This window comes from Buchnera aphidicola (Pemphigus obesinymphae) (assembly GCF_026122815.1).
In the GTDB taxonomy this organism is placed as follows: Bacteria; Pseudomonadota; Gammaproteobacteria; order Enterobacterales; family Enterobacteriaceae; genus Buchnera_C; species Buchnera_C aphidicola_BJ.
In genome coordinates, this window is record NZ_JAIWQW010000012.1 from 1 (window position 1) to 15,155 (window position 15,155).

Here is a 15,155-nt window from a genome sequence, read left to right on the forward strand (position 1 = left end):
CATTTAATTTTTCTTTATCGTAATCAGAAGTAGCTTCTTGAATTTCTTGACGTATTTGAGATACTCTATTTTTAATAGAATATTTTTCACCTATTCCACCAATGATAGTAGTTGTATCTTTATTAATCACAACTCTTTTGGCTTGTCCTAAATCTTCTAAGGTAGATTTTTCTAATTCCATTGCTAATTCTTCAGATATTACATTTCCAGCTGTTAAAACAGCAATATCTTGTAACATAGATTTACGTCGATCACCAAAACCAGGTGCTTTTACTGCAGCTACTTTTACTATACCTCTCATAGAATTTACTACTAAAGTAGCTAAAGCTTCCCCTTCTAAATCTTCTGAAATAATTAATAAAGGTTTACTAGATTTTGCAACAGCTTCTAATAATGGCAGTAATTCTCGAATATTAGATATTTTTTTATCCGCCATTAAAATATAAGGATTTTCTAATTCTACAATACCCGTTTCTGGTTTATTAATAAAATAAGGAGATAAATAACCTCTATCAAATTGCATACCTTTTACAACTTCTAATTCATTCTCTAAACCTGTTCCTTCTTCAACGGTAATTACCCCATCGTTACCTACTTTTTCCATCGCGTCCGCAATTAAAACCCCTACTTTTTCATCAGCATTAGCAGAAATTGTACCTACTTGAGTAATTGCTTTAGAATCAGAACATGGAACAGATAATTTTTTTAACTCTTTTACAGCACAAATAACAGCTTTATCAATTCCTCTTTTTAAATCCATCGGATTCATTCCAGCTGCTACCGCTTTTAAACCTTCGTTAACAATTGCCTGAGCTAATAAAGTAGCCGTAGTAGTACCGTCACCAGCAGCATCATTTGCTTTAGATGCTACTTCTTTTACCATTTGTGCACCCATGTTTTCAAATTTATCTTCTAATTCTATTTCACGAGCTACAGAAACTCCATCTTTAGTAATACTAGGAGCCCCAAATGACTTATCTAAAACTACATTACGACCTTTTGGTCCCAAAGTCACTTTTACTGCATCTGCTAAAACATTTACACCACGAAGCATTTTTACACGTGCTTCATTACCAAATTTTACATCTTTAGCTGCCATTTTATTTTCCTTAAATAATTTAAATTAAATTATAGTAAAAACCTAAAATCTAATCTTCAACAACTGCTAAAATATCACTTTCAGTTAGAATTAAAAATTCTTCATTATCAATTTTTTCAATTTTTGCACCATATCCTTCACTAAAAATAACAGTATCACCTATTTTAACATCAAGTGCTTTTAATTCACCATTATCTAAAACTCGACCATTACCTACTGCTGTGACTATTCCTCTAGTAGATTTTCCTGCTGCTGAACCTGTCAACACAATACCACCAGCTGACTTCGACTCTACTTCTTGTCTTTTAATAATAACTCTATCATGCAACGGACGAATTTTCATTTAAAATTTCCTCTTTTAAGTTACTATTATGTAATCAACATAATCAAAAAAGTAAGATGTAAAATATATATCTTTGTATGTATATTATATATGGATGATAATTGAAACTTTCAAGGGGTATTATTTTTTTTATTTCATTCTATTAAAATTATTTAATATATATTGTTACAATCAATAATTTTTTAAAATTGTTAATTATTTATAATTAATCAATATATAAACAAATATTTTTATCATTTATTTTGTAATTTTCTATAATTAAAATTATTAATAATTTTTTTACTAAAAAATAATTAAAAAATTAAAATTTTAAAAAAAATAAATATTAGATTAAATAAAATTAAAATTTTCCATTATATAAAAACATGTTAATTTATTTTAAGATATAATAAAATCATTGACAGAACTTTAAGTTTAATGTATTAATAAAATTACGCCCGAATAGCTCAGTTGGTAGAGCAGGGGACTGAAAATCCCCGTGTCGGTGGTTCAATTCCGCCTTCGGGCATAATTCAAATACATAACAATAATCTAAAAAATATATTGTTTTTTAAAAATATTTAAAATTTTTTTTTAATATTGAATAAGTAAATTTTTTTCTGAAATAAAAACACCGTGGTTTAGTGTAAATAACCGAACCATCCTTTCCTATAGCACGAGTTAAATAAGAATAATTTTTTGACCTTTTTAAAATATATAATACTTCACCATAATTTCCTGTTATCTCTTCTACTTTGCCTAATATAATTAAATCCATAAACTCTTCCCAATCACTCCTTATTAAATTTTCTTGCATGCTATCAGGAGTCCAAAGAAAAGGTTTACCAATTAATCTATCCGATAACAAAACACTATTATCTCCTTGAATCGGAATCCAAAGTATGCGCCTTATTTTTTTATAAAAATAAGAATTAGTCCATATTAGAGCAACATTTTTAATTAATGGAACACTACAGATAAAAGTAGATTCTAAAACAATCCCTTTTTTATTGATAGGAATAGTTTTTAATTCAACTCCAATATCTGAAAAATCTTGTTGCACTTTGCTTCCAACATTAGCTCCTAATATTTTTTCTAAAAGATGTCCTGCAAATCCTTTATTGCTTTTTAACGTATCAGGTATAATCTTTGATATTATAGAAGATAATTCTCCTAAAGAACATCCTGATAATCCATCTGCAAATCTAAGCAGTGTTTTTTCATTTATAGGTGGAGCACAAAGGTAACTCATCCTACTCAAACCTTAAAACCGTTATTAAAAAAAATATTTTTATGTGAATAAAAATTAATTTATTAAAACTACTTATTTTCCAATACAAAATTCAGAAAAAATATTTTCTAATAAATCATCAGTAGTAAAAACGCCTAATATTTGACCTAAGAAATTTTGAGCTATACGTAAATCATCAGCTAACAACTCCCATTTTCTGGATATTATCCAATTTTCTTTACTTTCAGAAATTACTTTCAATGCAGAATTTAAAGCATTAAGATGACGACGTCTAGCTAAAAAAATACCTTCTGTACTTTCACATGATCCTAAATTTTTTTCCTTTAAATGTCGACGTAACAAAGATATTCCATCACCGGTATATGCAGATAAAGAAATAAATGTTTGTCCATTTATATTTTTAATACTATTTTTTTGAGAAAGTAGATCCGATTTATTTAAAATCACAGTTATGGAAGACTTATTCTGCACAGTATTACAAAAATCAAAATACGTTTTATTTTGAATCGATTGATCTAACGTACTATCGATTACAAATAAAATATGTTCGGCCAATTCTATTTCCTTATACGCACGTTCAATACCAATAGACTCTATTTCATTATCGGTACTACGTAATCCAGCTGTATCAACTATTTCAAATTGAATACCATCAATATTCACGTATTCTCGTAATACATCACGAGTGGTACCTTGTTGATCAGTGACAATAGCAGAATTAGAAAGAGACAAAGAATTAAATAAACTTGACTTACCAGCATTAGCTGGTCCAACTATTACAACTTTTACACCTTCTCTCAATATTCTTCCTTGATTCGATATATTTAAAATTTTATTAATAGATGAAATAATAGAATTTAATTGATCAACAATATCTTCTTCGGAAAAAAGAGCCATTTCTTCTTCTGGAAAATTCATCTCCGCTTCCAAATTTAAACGTATTTTTTTAATACTATTCATTAACTTGAAAATTTTAGAAGAAAAAACTCCTTGTAAAGATTGTAAAGACAACTTTGCTGCTTTTTCAGATGTAGCATTGATTAAATCTATTATTGATTCAGCTTGAGCTAAATCCATTTTACCATTTAAAAAAGCGCGCTCAGAAAATTCACCTGGTCTAGCAATTCTTACTCCATCGATTAAAGTAATATTTTTAATAAGTAAATCCAATATTACTGGACTACCGTGTCCCTGTAACTCCAATACATCTTCACCCGTATAAGAATTAGGTTTATTAAACCATAAAGCTATCCCTTTATCTAAAATTAAACCATTTTTATCTAAAAAAAACATATGATTCACGCATCGTGTTTTTGGTATTTTCCCTAATACTTTTAAAGCAACTGCTTTTGAACGTTCTCCTGAAATTCTTAATATACCTACACCACCTCTTCCTTGAGGAGTAATTTGTGCTATTATTGTAACGTTTTTATCATATGTCATATGATAAATATCACCTTATTTAATTTATTTTTTATAATATAAAAAATATATGATACTAAAAAATCATTTTTTTTCTAAATGATAAAAAATTAATTTTTGTTGTACAATGGTTATAATATTACTGACAATATAATATAAAACCAAACCAGAGGGAAACCATAAAAAAAATACAGAAAATAAAATAGGTACAAAATTTAAAATCTTTTGTTGTACAGGATCAGATACAGTACTTGGTGAGATTTTTTGAATATAAAACATTGTTAAACCCATTATTATAGGTAAAATATAATAAGGATCTTGATCTGATAAATCTTGAATCCATAAGCAAAAAGGCGCATGACGTAGTTCTATAGAACTCATGAGCATATAATATAACGCTAAAAAAATAGGCATCTGTATTAATAAAGGCAAACAACCACCAAAAGGATTTATTTTTTCTTGTTGATAAAGATTCATCATTGCTTTATTGAGACTATTTTTATCATCCGAAAATTTATTTTTTAAATCATCAATTTTAGGTTGTAATTTACGCATTTTTGCCATTGAAATGTATTGTACTTTAGTTAAGGGATACAATATCCCTCTCATAATTAGAGTAATAATAATAATAGAAATACCCCAATTACCTATAATATTATATAATAATTTCAAAAATCTAAATAATGGCTGAGATAAAAACCATAAAAAACCGTAATCTACAGTTAAATCAAGACCAGGAGACAAAATAGCCATTTTTTCTTGTATTTCTGGACCGATCCATAAATTTGCATGTATTTTATAATTTTCGTTAGGCATAATATAAATTGTATTAGATTTATATCCAATAGCCGCAACGTCATGATTGAAATGAGATGTATATATAACATTCATACCTTTTGATTGTGGAATCCAAGCAGTAACAAAATATTGTTGCAACATAGCTATCCAACCATTTCTTGTTTGAATATATAAATTCTCATTTTTAACAATATTATTAAATTTATATTTATTAAATTTGCTATTCTCAGTAGAATAAGCAGCTCCTCGAAAACTTTGTAATGCAAAATTTTTACTGTAAAAATCTCTACTCTTTGGTAAATTAATAGTTTGTTTTAATTGTCCAAACATGGAACATTCTAAAATTTTGTTAGTCCTATTTTTAATTTCATACTGAACTTTAATATCATAAGATCCAGATGTAAATATAAAAATTTTTGTATAAATAACGCCATTCTTCCCAATCCAGACCATTGGAACACGTAATTCTTTCTGATTTTTATTCAATTTAAAATAACTTTTAGCGCTAACATAAATAGGTCTCGTACCATAATGAGGATTATCAGGACCATCCTTTCCTGTTAAACCGCTTTGTGCTTGATAAAAAAAATCAGATTTCGTTTCAAGTAATCTCAAACACTGTAAAGAATGTAATTTGTCCTTATATGCAAGCAAAATAGCTTGATCTATATCTCCACCATACCGATTAATACTTAAAAATACAGTATCTGTTTTTATAAAAATATTTTTTTTCTCTTCTTTTTTTGGAATAAATAATCTCTTCTTATTTTCTTTTATCTGGATAACAGATGATTTTGAATTAATTTCTACTTTCCATGATTGCCACAATAAAAAAGAACATAATAAAAAAAAAAAGATCAAAATATTACGTCGTAGATCCATCATTTATATTCTCTTTTATTTTTTGTATTTTTTGATACAATATCATTTTTATAAAAATAAAAAGGATGACATTGTAATACTCTTTTTAATATTAAATATATACTCTTTAATAAATTAAATTGTTTTAATACATTTAACGCATATTGTGAACAGCTAGGATAAAAACGACAACAAGGTTTTAAAAAAATACTAATACATTGCTGATATATAATAATCAAAAATATTAAAAAATTAGAAATTATTGATAATAATTTAACCATAATTTCTCCAATTTTTTTTTCAATAAAAAAATATTCGGTCGCATAGCGTTTTTTTTTACCATAACGACAAAATCCATTTTAAGGATTTTATGTTGAGATAACCTAAAACTTTCTCGAATTAATCTTTTTAATCTATTTCTATCATGAGCATATTTAACATTTTTTTTTTTATGCTTAAACCAAGACGTGAATATTCTAAAAAATTTAATCTACTTAACATTATTATTTCTAATGTTTCCAACTTTACCGATTTTTCAAATACAAAATTAAAATTAGCTTGAGTAGATAAACGAAACTTCTTTTTGAAATAAAAACGAATCATTGTAATAACTTCTATCTAGAAGAAACAGTTAAAAAAACGCGTAATTTAGCACGTCTACGCGCTAAAATATGACGACCATTTTTTGTAGACATACGAATACGAAATCCATGTGAACGATTTCTTTTTAAAATAGAAGGTTGAAAGGTACGTTTCATAACTATTATTTACCTCTTTTTATTTAATAACTCATTTTATAAATATATAAAATATTTATTTTTATTATAATAACAAGAATAATAATTCTTCCTTATTGAGTCAATAAACTTTATAAAAATCTTTGTAAATCATATAAACATTAATATGATCAATTTTTGATTAATTTAAAAAATGTTTTCAAATATTCAAAATTTTTATTCTATAAAAAATTTTATTCCATTGAAAAATAAAATTTAAATTAAATAACAAGCTCATCTCCATAATAATCCTATTGGACAAAAAGTGAAATCAAAAATATAAAAAAATTTTTACTAAATATTCATTCTTTGATTATAAATCTTACATAATATAACTGTAATAAAAAATGAATATAAAAAATTCAAAAATATTTTATGCATAAATACACGATAAATACATTCATTATTTTAAATAATTTTATTCCTTATTAATTTTGTTTGTGTGGAGTCGACCGTGTCACTTTTACTTTGGCAACAATGTCTTACTTGCTTACAGGCTATTCTGTCACCAACAGAATTTAGTATGTGGATACGTCCACTACAAGCCAAATTAAAAGAAAATATGTTAGAACTATCAGCACCTAATAGATTTGTATTAGACTGGGTAAAAGATAAATATCTTGCAAATATCAAACAACTTCTATATAACTTCTGTGGCCAAAATGCACCTATACTCACGTTTAAAGTTAAAAATACATACAAAAAAAAAGATATTAGAAAATTAATAAAATTACATCATCAATATAAAAAAAAATCACTATTATGGGATAATATATCAATATCAAAAAAAATATCTTATTGTTCTAATATTAATAAAAAATATAAATTTTCTAATTTTATATCAGGAAAATCAAATCAACTTGCACTTAAAGAAATATATCAAGTAACTAACAACCCTGGGATTTTATACAATCCACTATTTTTATATGGCAGAACAGGGTTAGGAAAAACACATTTATTACATGCTGCAGGAAATAAAATGCTAGAAAATCAATATAATGCTAAAGTAGTTTATATGCACTCAGAACGTTTCGTAGAAGATATGGTGAAATCTTTAAAAAATAATACGATAGAAAATTTTAAAATTTACTTTCGTTCAGTAGATGTATTGCTAATCGATGATATCCAATTTTTTAAAAATAAAGAACGATCTCAAGAAGAATTTTTTCATACTTTTAATTCTCTTTTAGAAGGCAATCAACAAATAATATTAACTTCAGATCGCTATCCTAAAGAAATTAATGGCATGGAAGATCGCTTAAAATCAAGATTTGGATGGGGTTTAACTATTTCTATTAATCCTCCTGAGTTAGAAACTAGAATTAATATTCTCATTAATAAAGCAAAAGCAAATAACATTCATTTACCTAATGAAGTTGCTTTTTTTATTGCAAAAAGATTAAGGTCCAATGTACGTGAATTAGAAGGTGCTTTAAATCGTGTGATAGCCAATGCAAACTTCACTAGCCGTATAATTACAATAGATTTTGTACGTGAGACTTTAAAAGATATGTTTAAACTAAAAGAAAAATTAATAACTATCGATAAAATTCAAAAAAAAGTTGCAGAACATTATAAAATAAAAGTATCTGATTTATTATCTAGACGTCGTTCTCGTTCAGTTGCTCAACCAAGACAAATAGCAATGGCAATGTCAAAAAAACTTACCGATCGCAGTTTACTTGAAATTGGAGATGCTTTTGGAGGAAGAGACCACACCACTGTATTACATGCCTGCCGAAAAGTAGAACAACTTTGTAAAGAAAATTTTGATATTCTAACAGATTTTTCCAATTTAATACTAACATTATCTTCATAACTTTATGAAATTTAATATAATAAAAAATGACCTATTAAAAGGTCTTCAACAAGTGGGATCCTTATTGGTTAAAAATCAATCTTTCCCCATACTAGAAAACATATTAATAAAAATTAAAGAAAATATATTATCATTAACTGCTACTAATTTAGAAACAGAAATAATTACCACAATACCAATAAATTATGTTTATCAAACAGGTAGCATCGTTGTTTCAGGAAAAAAATTATTAAACATTTGCCGTAATTTACCTAATCAGTCAATGATTCAAATGGAAAAAAAAAATAATAAAATTAATATTATTTCAAATAACAGTTTTTTTTCATTAATTACAATACCATCAAAACATTTTCCTAATTTATGTCAATTCGAATATAAAAAAGAATTCTATGTATCCCAATTTATCTTAAGAAAAATGATTCTCGCAACTCAGTTTTCTATGGCAAACCAAGATATACGTTATTATCTTAACGGTATGTTGTTTGATATTAAAGAAAAAAATTTTCGTACCGTTACAACAGATGGTTACCGCATGGCTGTTTACAATACACCCATTGATTTTTCTACTTATTCTTGTTCAATTATTATACCTAGAAAGAGTATCTTAGAACTAGTCCGTTTATTACATAACTGCGAATCTTTATTACATATTTTAATAGGAAAAAACAATATTCGAATAAATATAGAAAATATTACATTTACATCTAAACTAATTTCAGGAGTGTTTCCAAATTACAATACGATTTTATTACATCATCCAATTAAAATTATAGGAGTAAAAATTAGCACATTAAAAAAATCATTATTACGAGTAGCAATCTTATCTAATCAAAATATCCACGGTATTCATTTATATTTACACAATGGAAAATTGGAAATTAGTGCTAAAAATCAAGAAGAAGAAGAAGCAAAAGAAATTATTGATTTAATCTACTTCGCAAACGTTGATTTTAGAATCAATATTAACGTAAATTATATTTTAGATGTATTAAATACGCTTACTGGTGAAAATGTGTATTTTTTAATGCAAAAAAATACTTCTAAAATTCAATTAGAAGAAGATCAAATATCTTCTGTTTCCTATATTATAATGCCTTTACATATTTAAAATAAAAAAATCATCAGTTTATTTACTATTTTGAAAATTGTTCAAAATAATTTTTTAAAAAACAAAATAATTAAAATCGGATAGTAATATTCTTATATTGAACGTTGCTATATGAAAATTGAAACATTTTAAAAAATAAATAGTATCTAATACAAAAAATTATTTTTTTGATTAATACTATGTTTTATTATTTTAAAACATATTAACGATAAATTATTAATTCAACAAAAAGAGGTTTTATGTCTAAATCCTACAACTCATCTAGTATTAAAATTTTAAAAGGTTTAGATGCAGTAAAAAAACGCCCTGGTATGTACATTGGTGATACCGATAATGGGACAGGATTACATCACATGGTGTTTGAAGTAGTGGATAATTCCATTGACGAAGCATTAGCTGGATATTGCACAGAAATCATCGTAACTGTAAATTACGATAACTCAATTTCAGTGAAAGATAACGGAAGAGGTATTCCTGTTGATATTCATCCTGATGCAGATATATCTGCTGCTGAAGTAATTATGACAGTACTTCATGCTGGAGGGAAATTTGACAATGATTCATATAAAGTATCAGGAGGATTACATGGAGTAGGTATATCTGTAGTTAATGCATTGTCTGAAAAATTAGAACTGAACATTTACAGAAATAATAAAATATATCAACAATTCTATACACATGGAAAGCCTCAAAATAGTTTGTCGATCGTAGGTAAAACTAAAAAAACTGGTACAGAAATAAGATTCTGGCCTAGTCATCAAACATTTACCAATGTCACTACGTTTAAATATGAAATCTTATCTAAAAGATTACGTGAATTATCTTTTCTTAATCCAGGTATAGAAATTTATCTTATAGACATAAAAAGGAATATCCATGATCACTATCACTATCAAGGTGGAATAAAATCCTTTATAAATTTTTTAAATAAAAATAAAACTCCTATTCACACAAATGTATTTTATTTCACTGCTATAAAAGATAATATATCTGTCGAAATTGCGATGCAATGGAACGATTCTTTTCAGGAAAATATATATTGTTTTACTAACAACATCTCACAAGAAGATGGTGGAACACATCTGGTAGGTTTCAGAACAGCAATAACTCGAACATTAAACACCTATATAGAAAAAGAAGGATACAGTAAAAAAACAAAAATCGTTGTCACAGGAGACGATGCTCGTGAAGGATTAGTTGCTATTATTTCAATAAAAATTCCTAATCCTAAATTTTCATCTCAAACAAAAGAAAAACTAATATCATCTGAAGTTAAATCCATTGTAGAATCTCTAACGAATGAACGTCTTTTAGCATATCTTTTAGAAAATCCACAAGATTCCAAAATTATTTCAAATAAAATTATAGACGCAGCCCGAGCCAGAGATGCGGCTCGCCGAGCTCGTGAAATTACTAGGAAACAAGGATCCTTAGATATAAATGGATTACCTGGAAAACTGGCCGATTGTCAAGAAAAAAATCCTGTATTGTCCGAAATCTATTTAGTAGAGGGAGATTCAGCAGGAGGTTCTGCAAAACAAGGAAGAAATAGAAAAAATCAAGCCATTTTACCACTTAAAGGAAAAATATTAAATGTAGAAAAATCTAGTTTTGAGAAAATGCTTTCTTCTCAAGAAATTGCCACTTTAATTACTGCTTTAGGATGCAGTATAGGAAAAAATGAGTACAATTTAACGAAATTAAGATATCATAGTATCATTATTATGACAGATGCCGATATTGACGGTTCTCATATTCGAACTTTATTACTGACTTTTTTTTATCGACAAATTCCAGAAATCATAGAAAAAGGATATCTTTATATTGCCCAACCACCTCTATATAAAATAAAAAAAGGAAAAAAAGAACGTTATATAAAAGATGATGAATCTATGAGAAAATACCAAATACAGATAGCACTAGAAGATGCTACTTTGCAAATAAAAAACAATTCTACAATATGTATTCTCACTAATGAATTAAAAAAATTAATTAATCAATTTAACAACATTCAACAAACAATACAATCTATTAAAGATCAATATCCATTAGTCATTTTGAACGAACTAATCTATCAACCATCTTTACTTTCTTTAGAAAATAAAAATGCAGTAAAAAATTGGATAAATAAATTAGCCAATGATTTAAATAAAAAAGAAAAAAATTCTTTTACTTACACTGGTAATATTCAATTTGAAAAAAATAATAAATTGTTTATCCCAATAATAAAAATATCAAAATATTCCTTAGTTAAAATACATAAATTAGACTATGCATTTTTTGAAAGCACAGAATATCGAAAAATTTGTAAAATGCATAAAAAAATATCTCAATTAATAGAACAAAAAGCGTTTATAAAAAAAGGAGAAATTACTTACAAAATTGATAATTTAGAAACATTATTGGAAAAATTAATAAAACAATCTCAAAAAGGAATTTCGATTCAACGTTATAAAGGATTAGGAGAAATGAATCCTGAACAATTATGGAATACAACTATGAATCCAAATACCAGAAGAATGCTTCAAGTCAACATTAAAGATGCATATTCTGCAAATAAATTATTTTCTACATTAATGGGAGACGCAGTAGAACCCAGAAGAAATTTTATAGAAAAAAATGCTCTAAAAGTAGAAAATATAGATATTTAAGAGACTTAATTTTACTTAAAAAATAAATAATATTAATATATATCTATATTAATATGTACTATATAAATACCATTTATAGAAAATAATTTAAAAAATAATACAAAAATATGCGACAGGAAGAAACTAAAAAACCTGCCGCTAAAAAATTACTTTAAATATTAAGATCTCTCCATCATTTGAATAATATGAAGTTTCGCCAATACCACTTTTAATTGCTTTTTTATATTTTTTTTATTGATGTTCACATCATTCTTTTTAATTAATTCTTCAGCTTTTTTCTTTTCTTCTAAAATAAGATTATAATCTAAATCCATTGCTCTAATAGCATTATCGGCTAAAACAGTAACTTCAAAAGGCTGTATTTCTAAAATACCATCAGAAATATAAACATATTCAGTTTTTCCTAGATTATTTAAAAAATAGATATAGCCAGCTTTTTTTATGAACGTTAATAATGGAGCATGTCCTGGGTATATACCGAGTTCTCCTTCACTGCCGGTTATCCGCACTTTTTCCACTAAACCGGAAAAAATATTTGTTTCAAAACTCACTATATTTAATTGAAAAATCATGATTTTTTTCCCAAAAACACCTAATAATCGCTTTATGAAGACAATGTTTTTGATTTTTCTATTACTTCCTCAATAGTTCCAACCATATAAAATGCCTGTTCTGGTAAATGATCGCAATTACCGTTTATTATTTCTTTAAAACCAAAGATAGTGTTTTTTAAAGACACATATTTTCCTGGAAACCCAGTAAATACTTCTGCTACAAAAAATGGCTGTGATAAAAACCGCTGTATTTTCCGAGCTCGTGATACTAATAATTTATCTTCTTCTGATAATTCATCCATTCCTAATATCGCGATTATATCTCTCAATTCTTGGTATCTTTGTAATGTTGCTTGAACTGTTCGGGCTGTTTCATAATGATCAAAACTTATAATATTAGGATCTAAATAACGGCTAGTTGAGTTTAAAGGATCAACAGCAGGATATATTCCTAAACTAGCTATCTGCCTACTTAAAGTTACTGTTGAATCTAAATGCGCAAATGTCGTAGCAGGAGAAGGATCAGTTAAATCATCAGCAGGCACGTAAACAGCTTGAATGGAAGTGATGGAACCTTTTTTTGTAGAAGTAATACGTTCCTGTAACATTCCCATTTCTTCAGCTAACGTAGGTTGATATCCGACAGAAGATGGCATTCTACCAAGTAAAGCCGAAACTTCTGTTCCAGCTAATGTATAGCGATATATATTATCAATAAATAATAAAACATCTTTCCCTTCATCCCGAAATTTTTCTGCCAAAGTTAAACCAGTGAAAGCCACCCGTAATCGATTACCAGGAGGTTCATTCATTTGTCCATAAACTAATGATACTTTATCTAATACATTAGAAACTTTCATTTCGTGATAAAAATCGTTACCTTCACGTGTTCTTTCTCCAACTCCTGTAAATACCGAATAACCAGCATGCTCAATGGCAATATTTCGAATTAATTCCATCATATTTACTGTTTTACCAACACCTGCTCCTCCAAATAAACCTACTTTCCCACCTTTTGAAAATGGACAGATTAAATCGATAACTTTAATACCTGTTTCTAAAATATTTTGAGAACCAAGTTGTTCTTCATAAGTGGGAGCTGGTCTGTGAATTTCCCAATATTCTGTAATTTTACCTTCTTTTTCTACCACAGGTCCTTTCATATCAATAGGATTCCCTAAAACATCTATAATACGACCTAAAGTTGCTTTCCCTACTGGAACTTTAATAGCATGTTTTAAATCAACAACAGATAATCCTCGTTTTAAACCATTAGATGAACCCATAGCAATTGTTCGAACGACTCCTGAACCTAATTGCTGTTGTACTTCTAATATTAAATTTAAATCCTTATCTTTAACTTCTAAAGCATTATATATTTTCGGAACTAATCCTGGAGAGAATTCTACATCTACTACCGCACCTATTATTTGAATAATTTTCCCTACAGCCATTGTTCAAACCTCAAAAAAAATTTATTAAGTTAATGAAACTGCAGCAGCTCCTGAAATAATTTCTGTTAATTCTCTGGTAATACTGGCTTGTCGTGTTTTATTATAAATTAACTTTAATTCTTTAATAATTTTACCACTATTATCAGTTGCCATCTTCATAGCCATCATACGTGCTGCTTGCTCACTAGCTATATTTTCTAATATACCTTGATATATTTGAGATTCAACGTAACGATTTAATAAAAAATCTAATAACACATTGGAATTTGGTTCATACAAATAATCCCATATCTGGGATAAATCTTCTTTTTTAGTATCTGTTTTCAATAAAGGCAACAATTGATTTATCATTGGAGTATAAACCATAGTATTATTAAATTCATTGCTGGCTAAAAATAATTTATCAATCGATTTATTTTTATACAATTTTAAAGTAATTTTTATCGCATGAATAAAATGAGATAAACTTGGTTTATCACCTGAATTTTTAACAGAAGCAATAATATTGCTATTATATTTATTAAAAAAGGTGAATCCTTTTAAACCAAAGATAATCAAATCAGAGATAACATTTTTATCTGAATACTTTTTTATTTTAATTAATGCTTTTTTAAAAAGATTTGTATTTAAACTACCGCATAGTCCTCTATCTGTTGATATAATGATTAAACCAATACGTTTCACAGTTCTTTTTTCTAAATAAATGTGCTTATGTTCTAAATTACCTTGCACAAGATGATTTATAATTTTTTTTATCATACTAGAATACGGACGTCTTATTTGCATTCTTTGTACAGTTTTTCTCATTTTAGAAACAGCTACCATTTCCATGGCTTTGGTTATTTTTTTTGTATTCTTTATACTGCTTATTTTATTATAAATTTCTTTTTCCGCTACCATCTTAAGTCCTTGAAATACATAGTATTTTAAAATAACTACCAACATTGAGTAGACTTAAATTCTGATATTAATAATATTAACGTTTGTTCTATATTTTTAGTTAACGTTTTATCTTCATTAATTTTTTTTATTAAATTTG

Annotated in this window: 13 protein-coding genes, 1 tRNA gene and 1 pseudogene; 4 read left to right on the forward strand and 11 right to left on the reverse strand. The window is 26.9% G+C overall.

Features of this window, described 5'->3' with window-relative positions:
- On the reverse strand, positions 1-1,099 hold a 1,099-nt coding region (gene groL, locus LDP10_RS02295), incomplete at its 3' end, for a chaperonin GroEL (protein WP_265197129.1).
- 49 nt (positions 1,100-1,148) lie between these two features.
- Positions 1,149-1,442 carry a co-chaperone GroES gene (locus LDP10_RS02300; protein WP_265197130.1) on the reverse strand — a complete coding sequence of 98 codons (294 nt, stop codon included), beginning with the start codon at positions 1,440-1,442 and terminating at the stop codon, positions 1,149-1,151.
- 435 nt (positions 1,443-1,877) lie between these two features.
- On the opposite strand from LDP10_RS02300, the gene LDP10_RS02305 reads away from it, so the two are divergent.
- A tRNA-Phe gene (locus tag LDP10_RS02305) sits at positions 1,878-1,950 on the forward strand.
- Between the two features lie 42 nt (positions 1,951-1,992).
- Here LDP10_RS02305 and mutH read toward each other — a convergent pair.
- The 6 genes and pseudogenes from mutH to rpmH form a co-directional block, all read right to left on the reverse strand.
- Positions 1,993-2,673, reverse strand: a complete 681-nt coding sequence (gene mutH, locus LDP10_RS02310; protein ID WP_265197131.1) for a DNA mismatch repair endonuclease MutH — start codon at positions 2,671-2,673, stop codon at positions 1,993-1,995.
- 72 nt (positions 2,674-2,745) lie between these two features.
- Positions 2,746-4,116 (reverse strand): tRNA uridine-5-carboxymethylaminomethyl(34) synthesis GTPase MnmE, encoded by a 1,371-nt coding sequence (mnmE, locus tag LDP10_RS02315; protein ID WP_265197132.1) that lies wholly within the window; start codon positions 4,114-4,116, stop codon positions 2,746-2,748.
- Positions 4,117-4,179: 63 nt separating this feature from the next.
- Positions 4,180-5,775, reverse strand: coding sequence for a membrane protein insertase YidC (gene yidC / locus LDP10_RS02320; protein WP_265197141.1), 1,596 nt, complete (start codon positions 5,773-5,775; stop codon positions 4,180-4,182).
- Positions 5,775-6,035, reverse strand: coding sequence for a membrane protein insertion efficiency factor YidD (gene yidD / locus LDP10_RS02325; RefSeq protein ID WP_265197133.1), 261 nt, complete (start codon positions 6,033-6,035; stop codon positions 5,775-5,777). The genes yidC and yidD overlap by 1 nt, the downstream gene beginning before the upstream one ends.
- A pseudogene (gene rnpA / locus LDP10_RS03515) lies at positions 6,014-6,357 on the reverse strand (ribonuclease P protein component). Before rnpA ends, yidD begins: the two are co-directional and overlap by 22 nt.
- 11 nt (positions 6,358-6,368) lie before the next feature.
- Positions 6,369-6,512 (reverse strand): 50S ribosomal protein L34, encoded by a 144-nt coding sequence (rpmH, locus tag LDP10_RS02340; protein WP_265197135.1) that lies wholly within the window; start codon positions 6,510-6,512, stop codon positions 6,369-6,371.
- 472 nt (positions 6,513-6,984) lie between these two features.
- Here rpmH and dnaA point away from each other — a divergent pair, with 472 nt between their 5' ends.
- The 3 genes from dnaA to gyrB all read left to right on the forward strand — a co-directional run bounded on the left by dnaA (position 6,985) and on the right by gyrB (position 12,108).
- Positions 6,985-8,349, forward strand: coding sequence for a chromosomal replication initiator protein DnaA (dnaA, locus tag LDP10_RS02345; RefSeq protein WP_265197136.1), 1,365 nt, complete (start codon positions 6,985-6,987; stop codon positions 8,347-8,349).
- A 4-nt stretch (positions 8,350-8,353) separates the two neighbouring features.
- On the forward strand, positions 8,354-9,457 hold the full coding sequence (gene dnaN, locus LDP10_RS02350; protein WP_265197137.1) for a DNA polymerase III subunit beta: 1,104 nt from the start codon (positions 8,354-8,356) through the stop codon (positions 9,455-9,457).
- A gap of 239 nt (positions 9,458-9,696) precedes the next feature.
- Positions 9,697-12,108 carry a DNA topoisomerase (ATP-hydrolyzing) subunit B gene (gene gyrB / locus LDP10_RS02355; RefSeq protein WP_265197138.1) on the forward strand — a complete coding sequence of 804 codons (2,412 nt, stop codon included), beginning with the start codon at positions 9,697-9,699 and terminating at the stop codon, positions 12,106-12,108.
- Positions 12,109-12,266: 158 nt separating this feature from the next.
- Here gyrB and atpC read toward each other — a convergent pair whose 3' ends face one another.
- The 3 genes from atpC to atpG are packed head-to-tail and all read right to left on the reverse strand — an operon-like array spanning position 12,267 to position 15,016.
- The gene (gene atpC, locus LDP10_RS02360) at positions 12,267-12,680 is read right to left on the reverse strand and encodes an ATP synthase F1 subunit epsilon (RefSeq protein WP_265197139.1); all 414 of its coding nucleotides are present in this window, start codon (positions 12,678-12,680) and stop codon (positions 12,267-12,269) included.
- A gap of 32 nt (positions 12,681-12,712) precedes the next feature.
- A complete protein-coding gene (atpD, locus tag LDP10_RS02365) occupies positions 12,713-14,116 on the reverse strand; it encodes a F0F1 ATP synthase subunit beta (protein WP_265197140.1) in 1,404 nt (467 codons plus the stop codon).
- Between the two features lie 24 nt (positions 14,117-14,140).
- Entirely contained in the window at positions 14,141-15,016 is an 876-nt protein-coding gene (gene atpG / locus LDP10_RS02370; RefSeq protein ID WP_265197143.1) for a F0F1 ATP synthase subunit gamma, read from the reverse strand.
- Positions 15,017-15,155: the final 139 nt, after the last annotated feature.

Bases quoted from the DNA above. Each gene is read 5' to 3' on its own strand.
- dnaN (WP_265197137.1), top strand. From the start codon at position 8,354: ATGAAATTTAATATAATAAAAAATGACCTATTAAAAGGTCTTCAACAA.
- LDP10_RS02300 (WP_265197130.1), bottom strand. From the start codon at position 1,442: ATGAAAATTCGTCCGTTGCATGATAGAGTTATTATTAAAAGACAAGAA.
- yidD (WP_265197133.1), bottom strand. From the start codon at position 6,035: ATGGTTAAATTATTATCAATAATTTCTAATTTTTTAATATTTTTGATT.
- atpC (WP_265197139.1), bottom strand. From the start codon at position 12,680: ATGATTTTTCAATTAAATATAGTGAGTTTTGAAACAAATATTTTTTCC.
- atpG (WP_265197143.1), bottom strand. From the start codon at position 15,016: ATGGTAGCGGAAAAAGAAATTTATAATAAAATAAGCAGTATAAAGAAT.
- atpD (WP_265197140.1), bottom strand. From the start codon at position 14,116: ATGGCTGTAGGGAAAATTATTCAAATAATAGGTGCGGTAGTAGATGTA.
- mutH (WP_265197131.1), bottom strand. From the start codon at position 2,673: ATGAGTTACCTTTGTGCTCCACCTATAAATGAAAAAACACTGCTTAGA.
- mnmE (WP_265197132.1), bottom strand. From the start codon at position 4,116: ATGACATATGATAAAAACGTTACAATAATAGCACAAATTACTCCTCAA.
- yidC (WP_265197141.1), bottom strand. From the start codon at position 5,775: ATGGATCTACGACGTAATATTTTGATCTTTTTTTTTTTATTATGTTCT.
- rpmH (WP_265197135.1), bottom strand. From the start codon at position 6,512: ATGAAACGTACCTTTCAACCTTCTATTTTAAAAAGAAATCGTTCACAT.
- gyrB (WP_265197138.1), top strand. From the start codon at position 9,697: ATGTCTAAATCCTACAACTCATCTAGTATTAAAATTTTAAAAGGTTTA.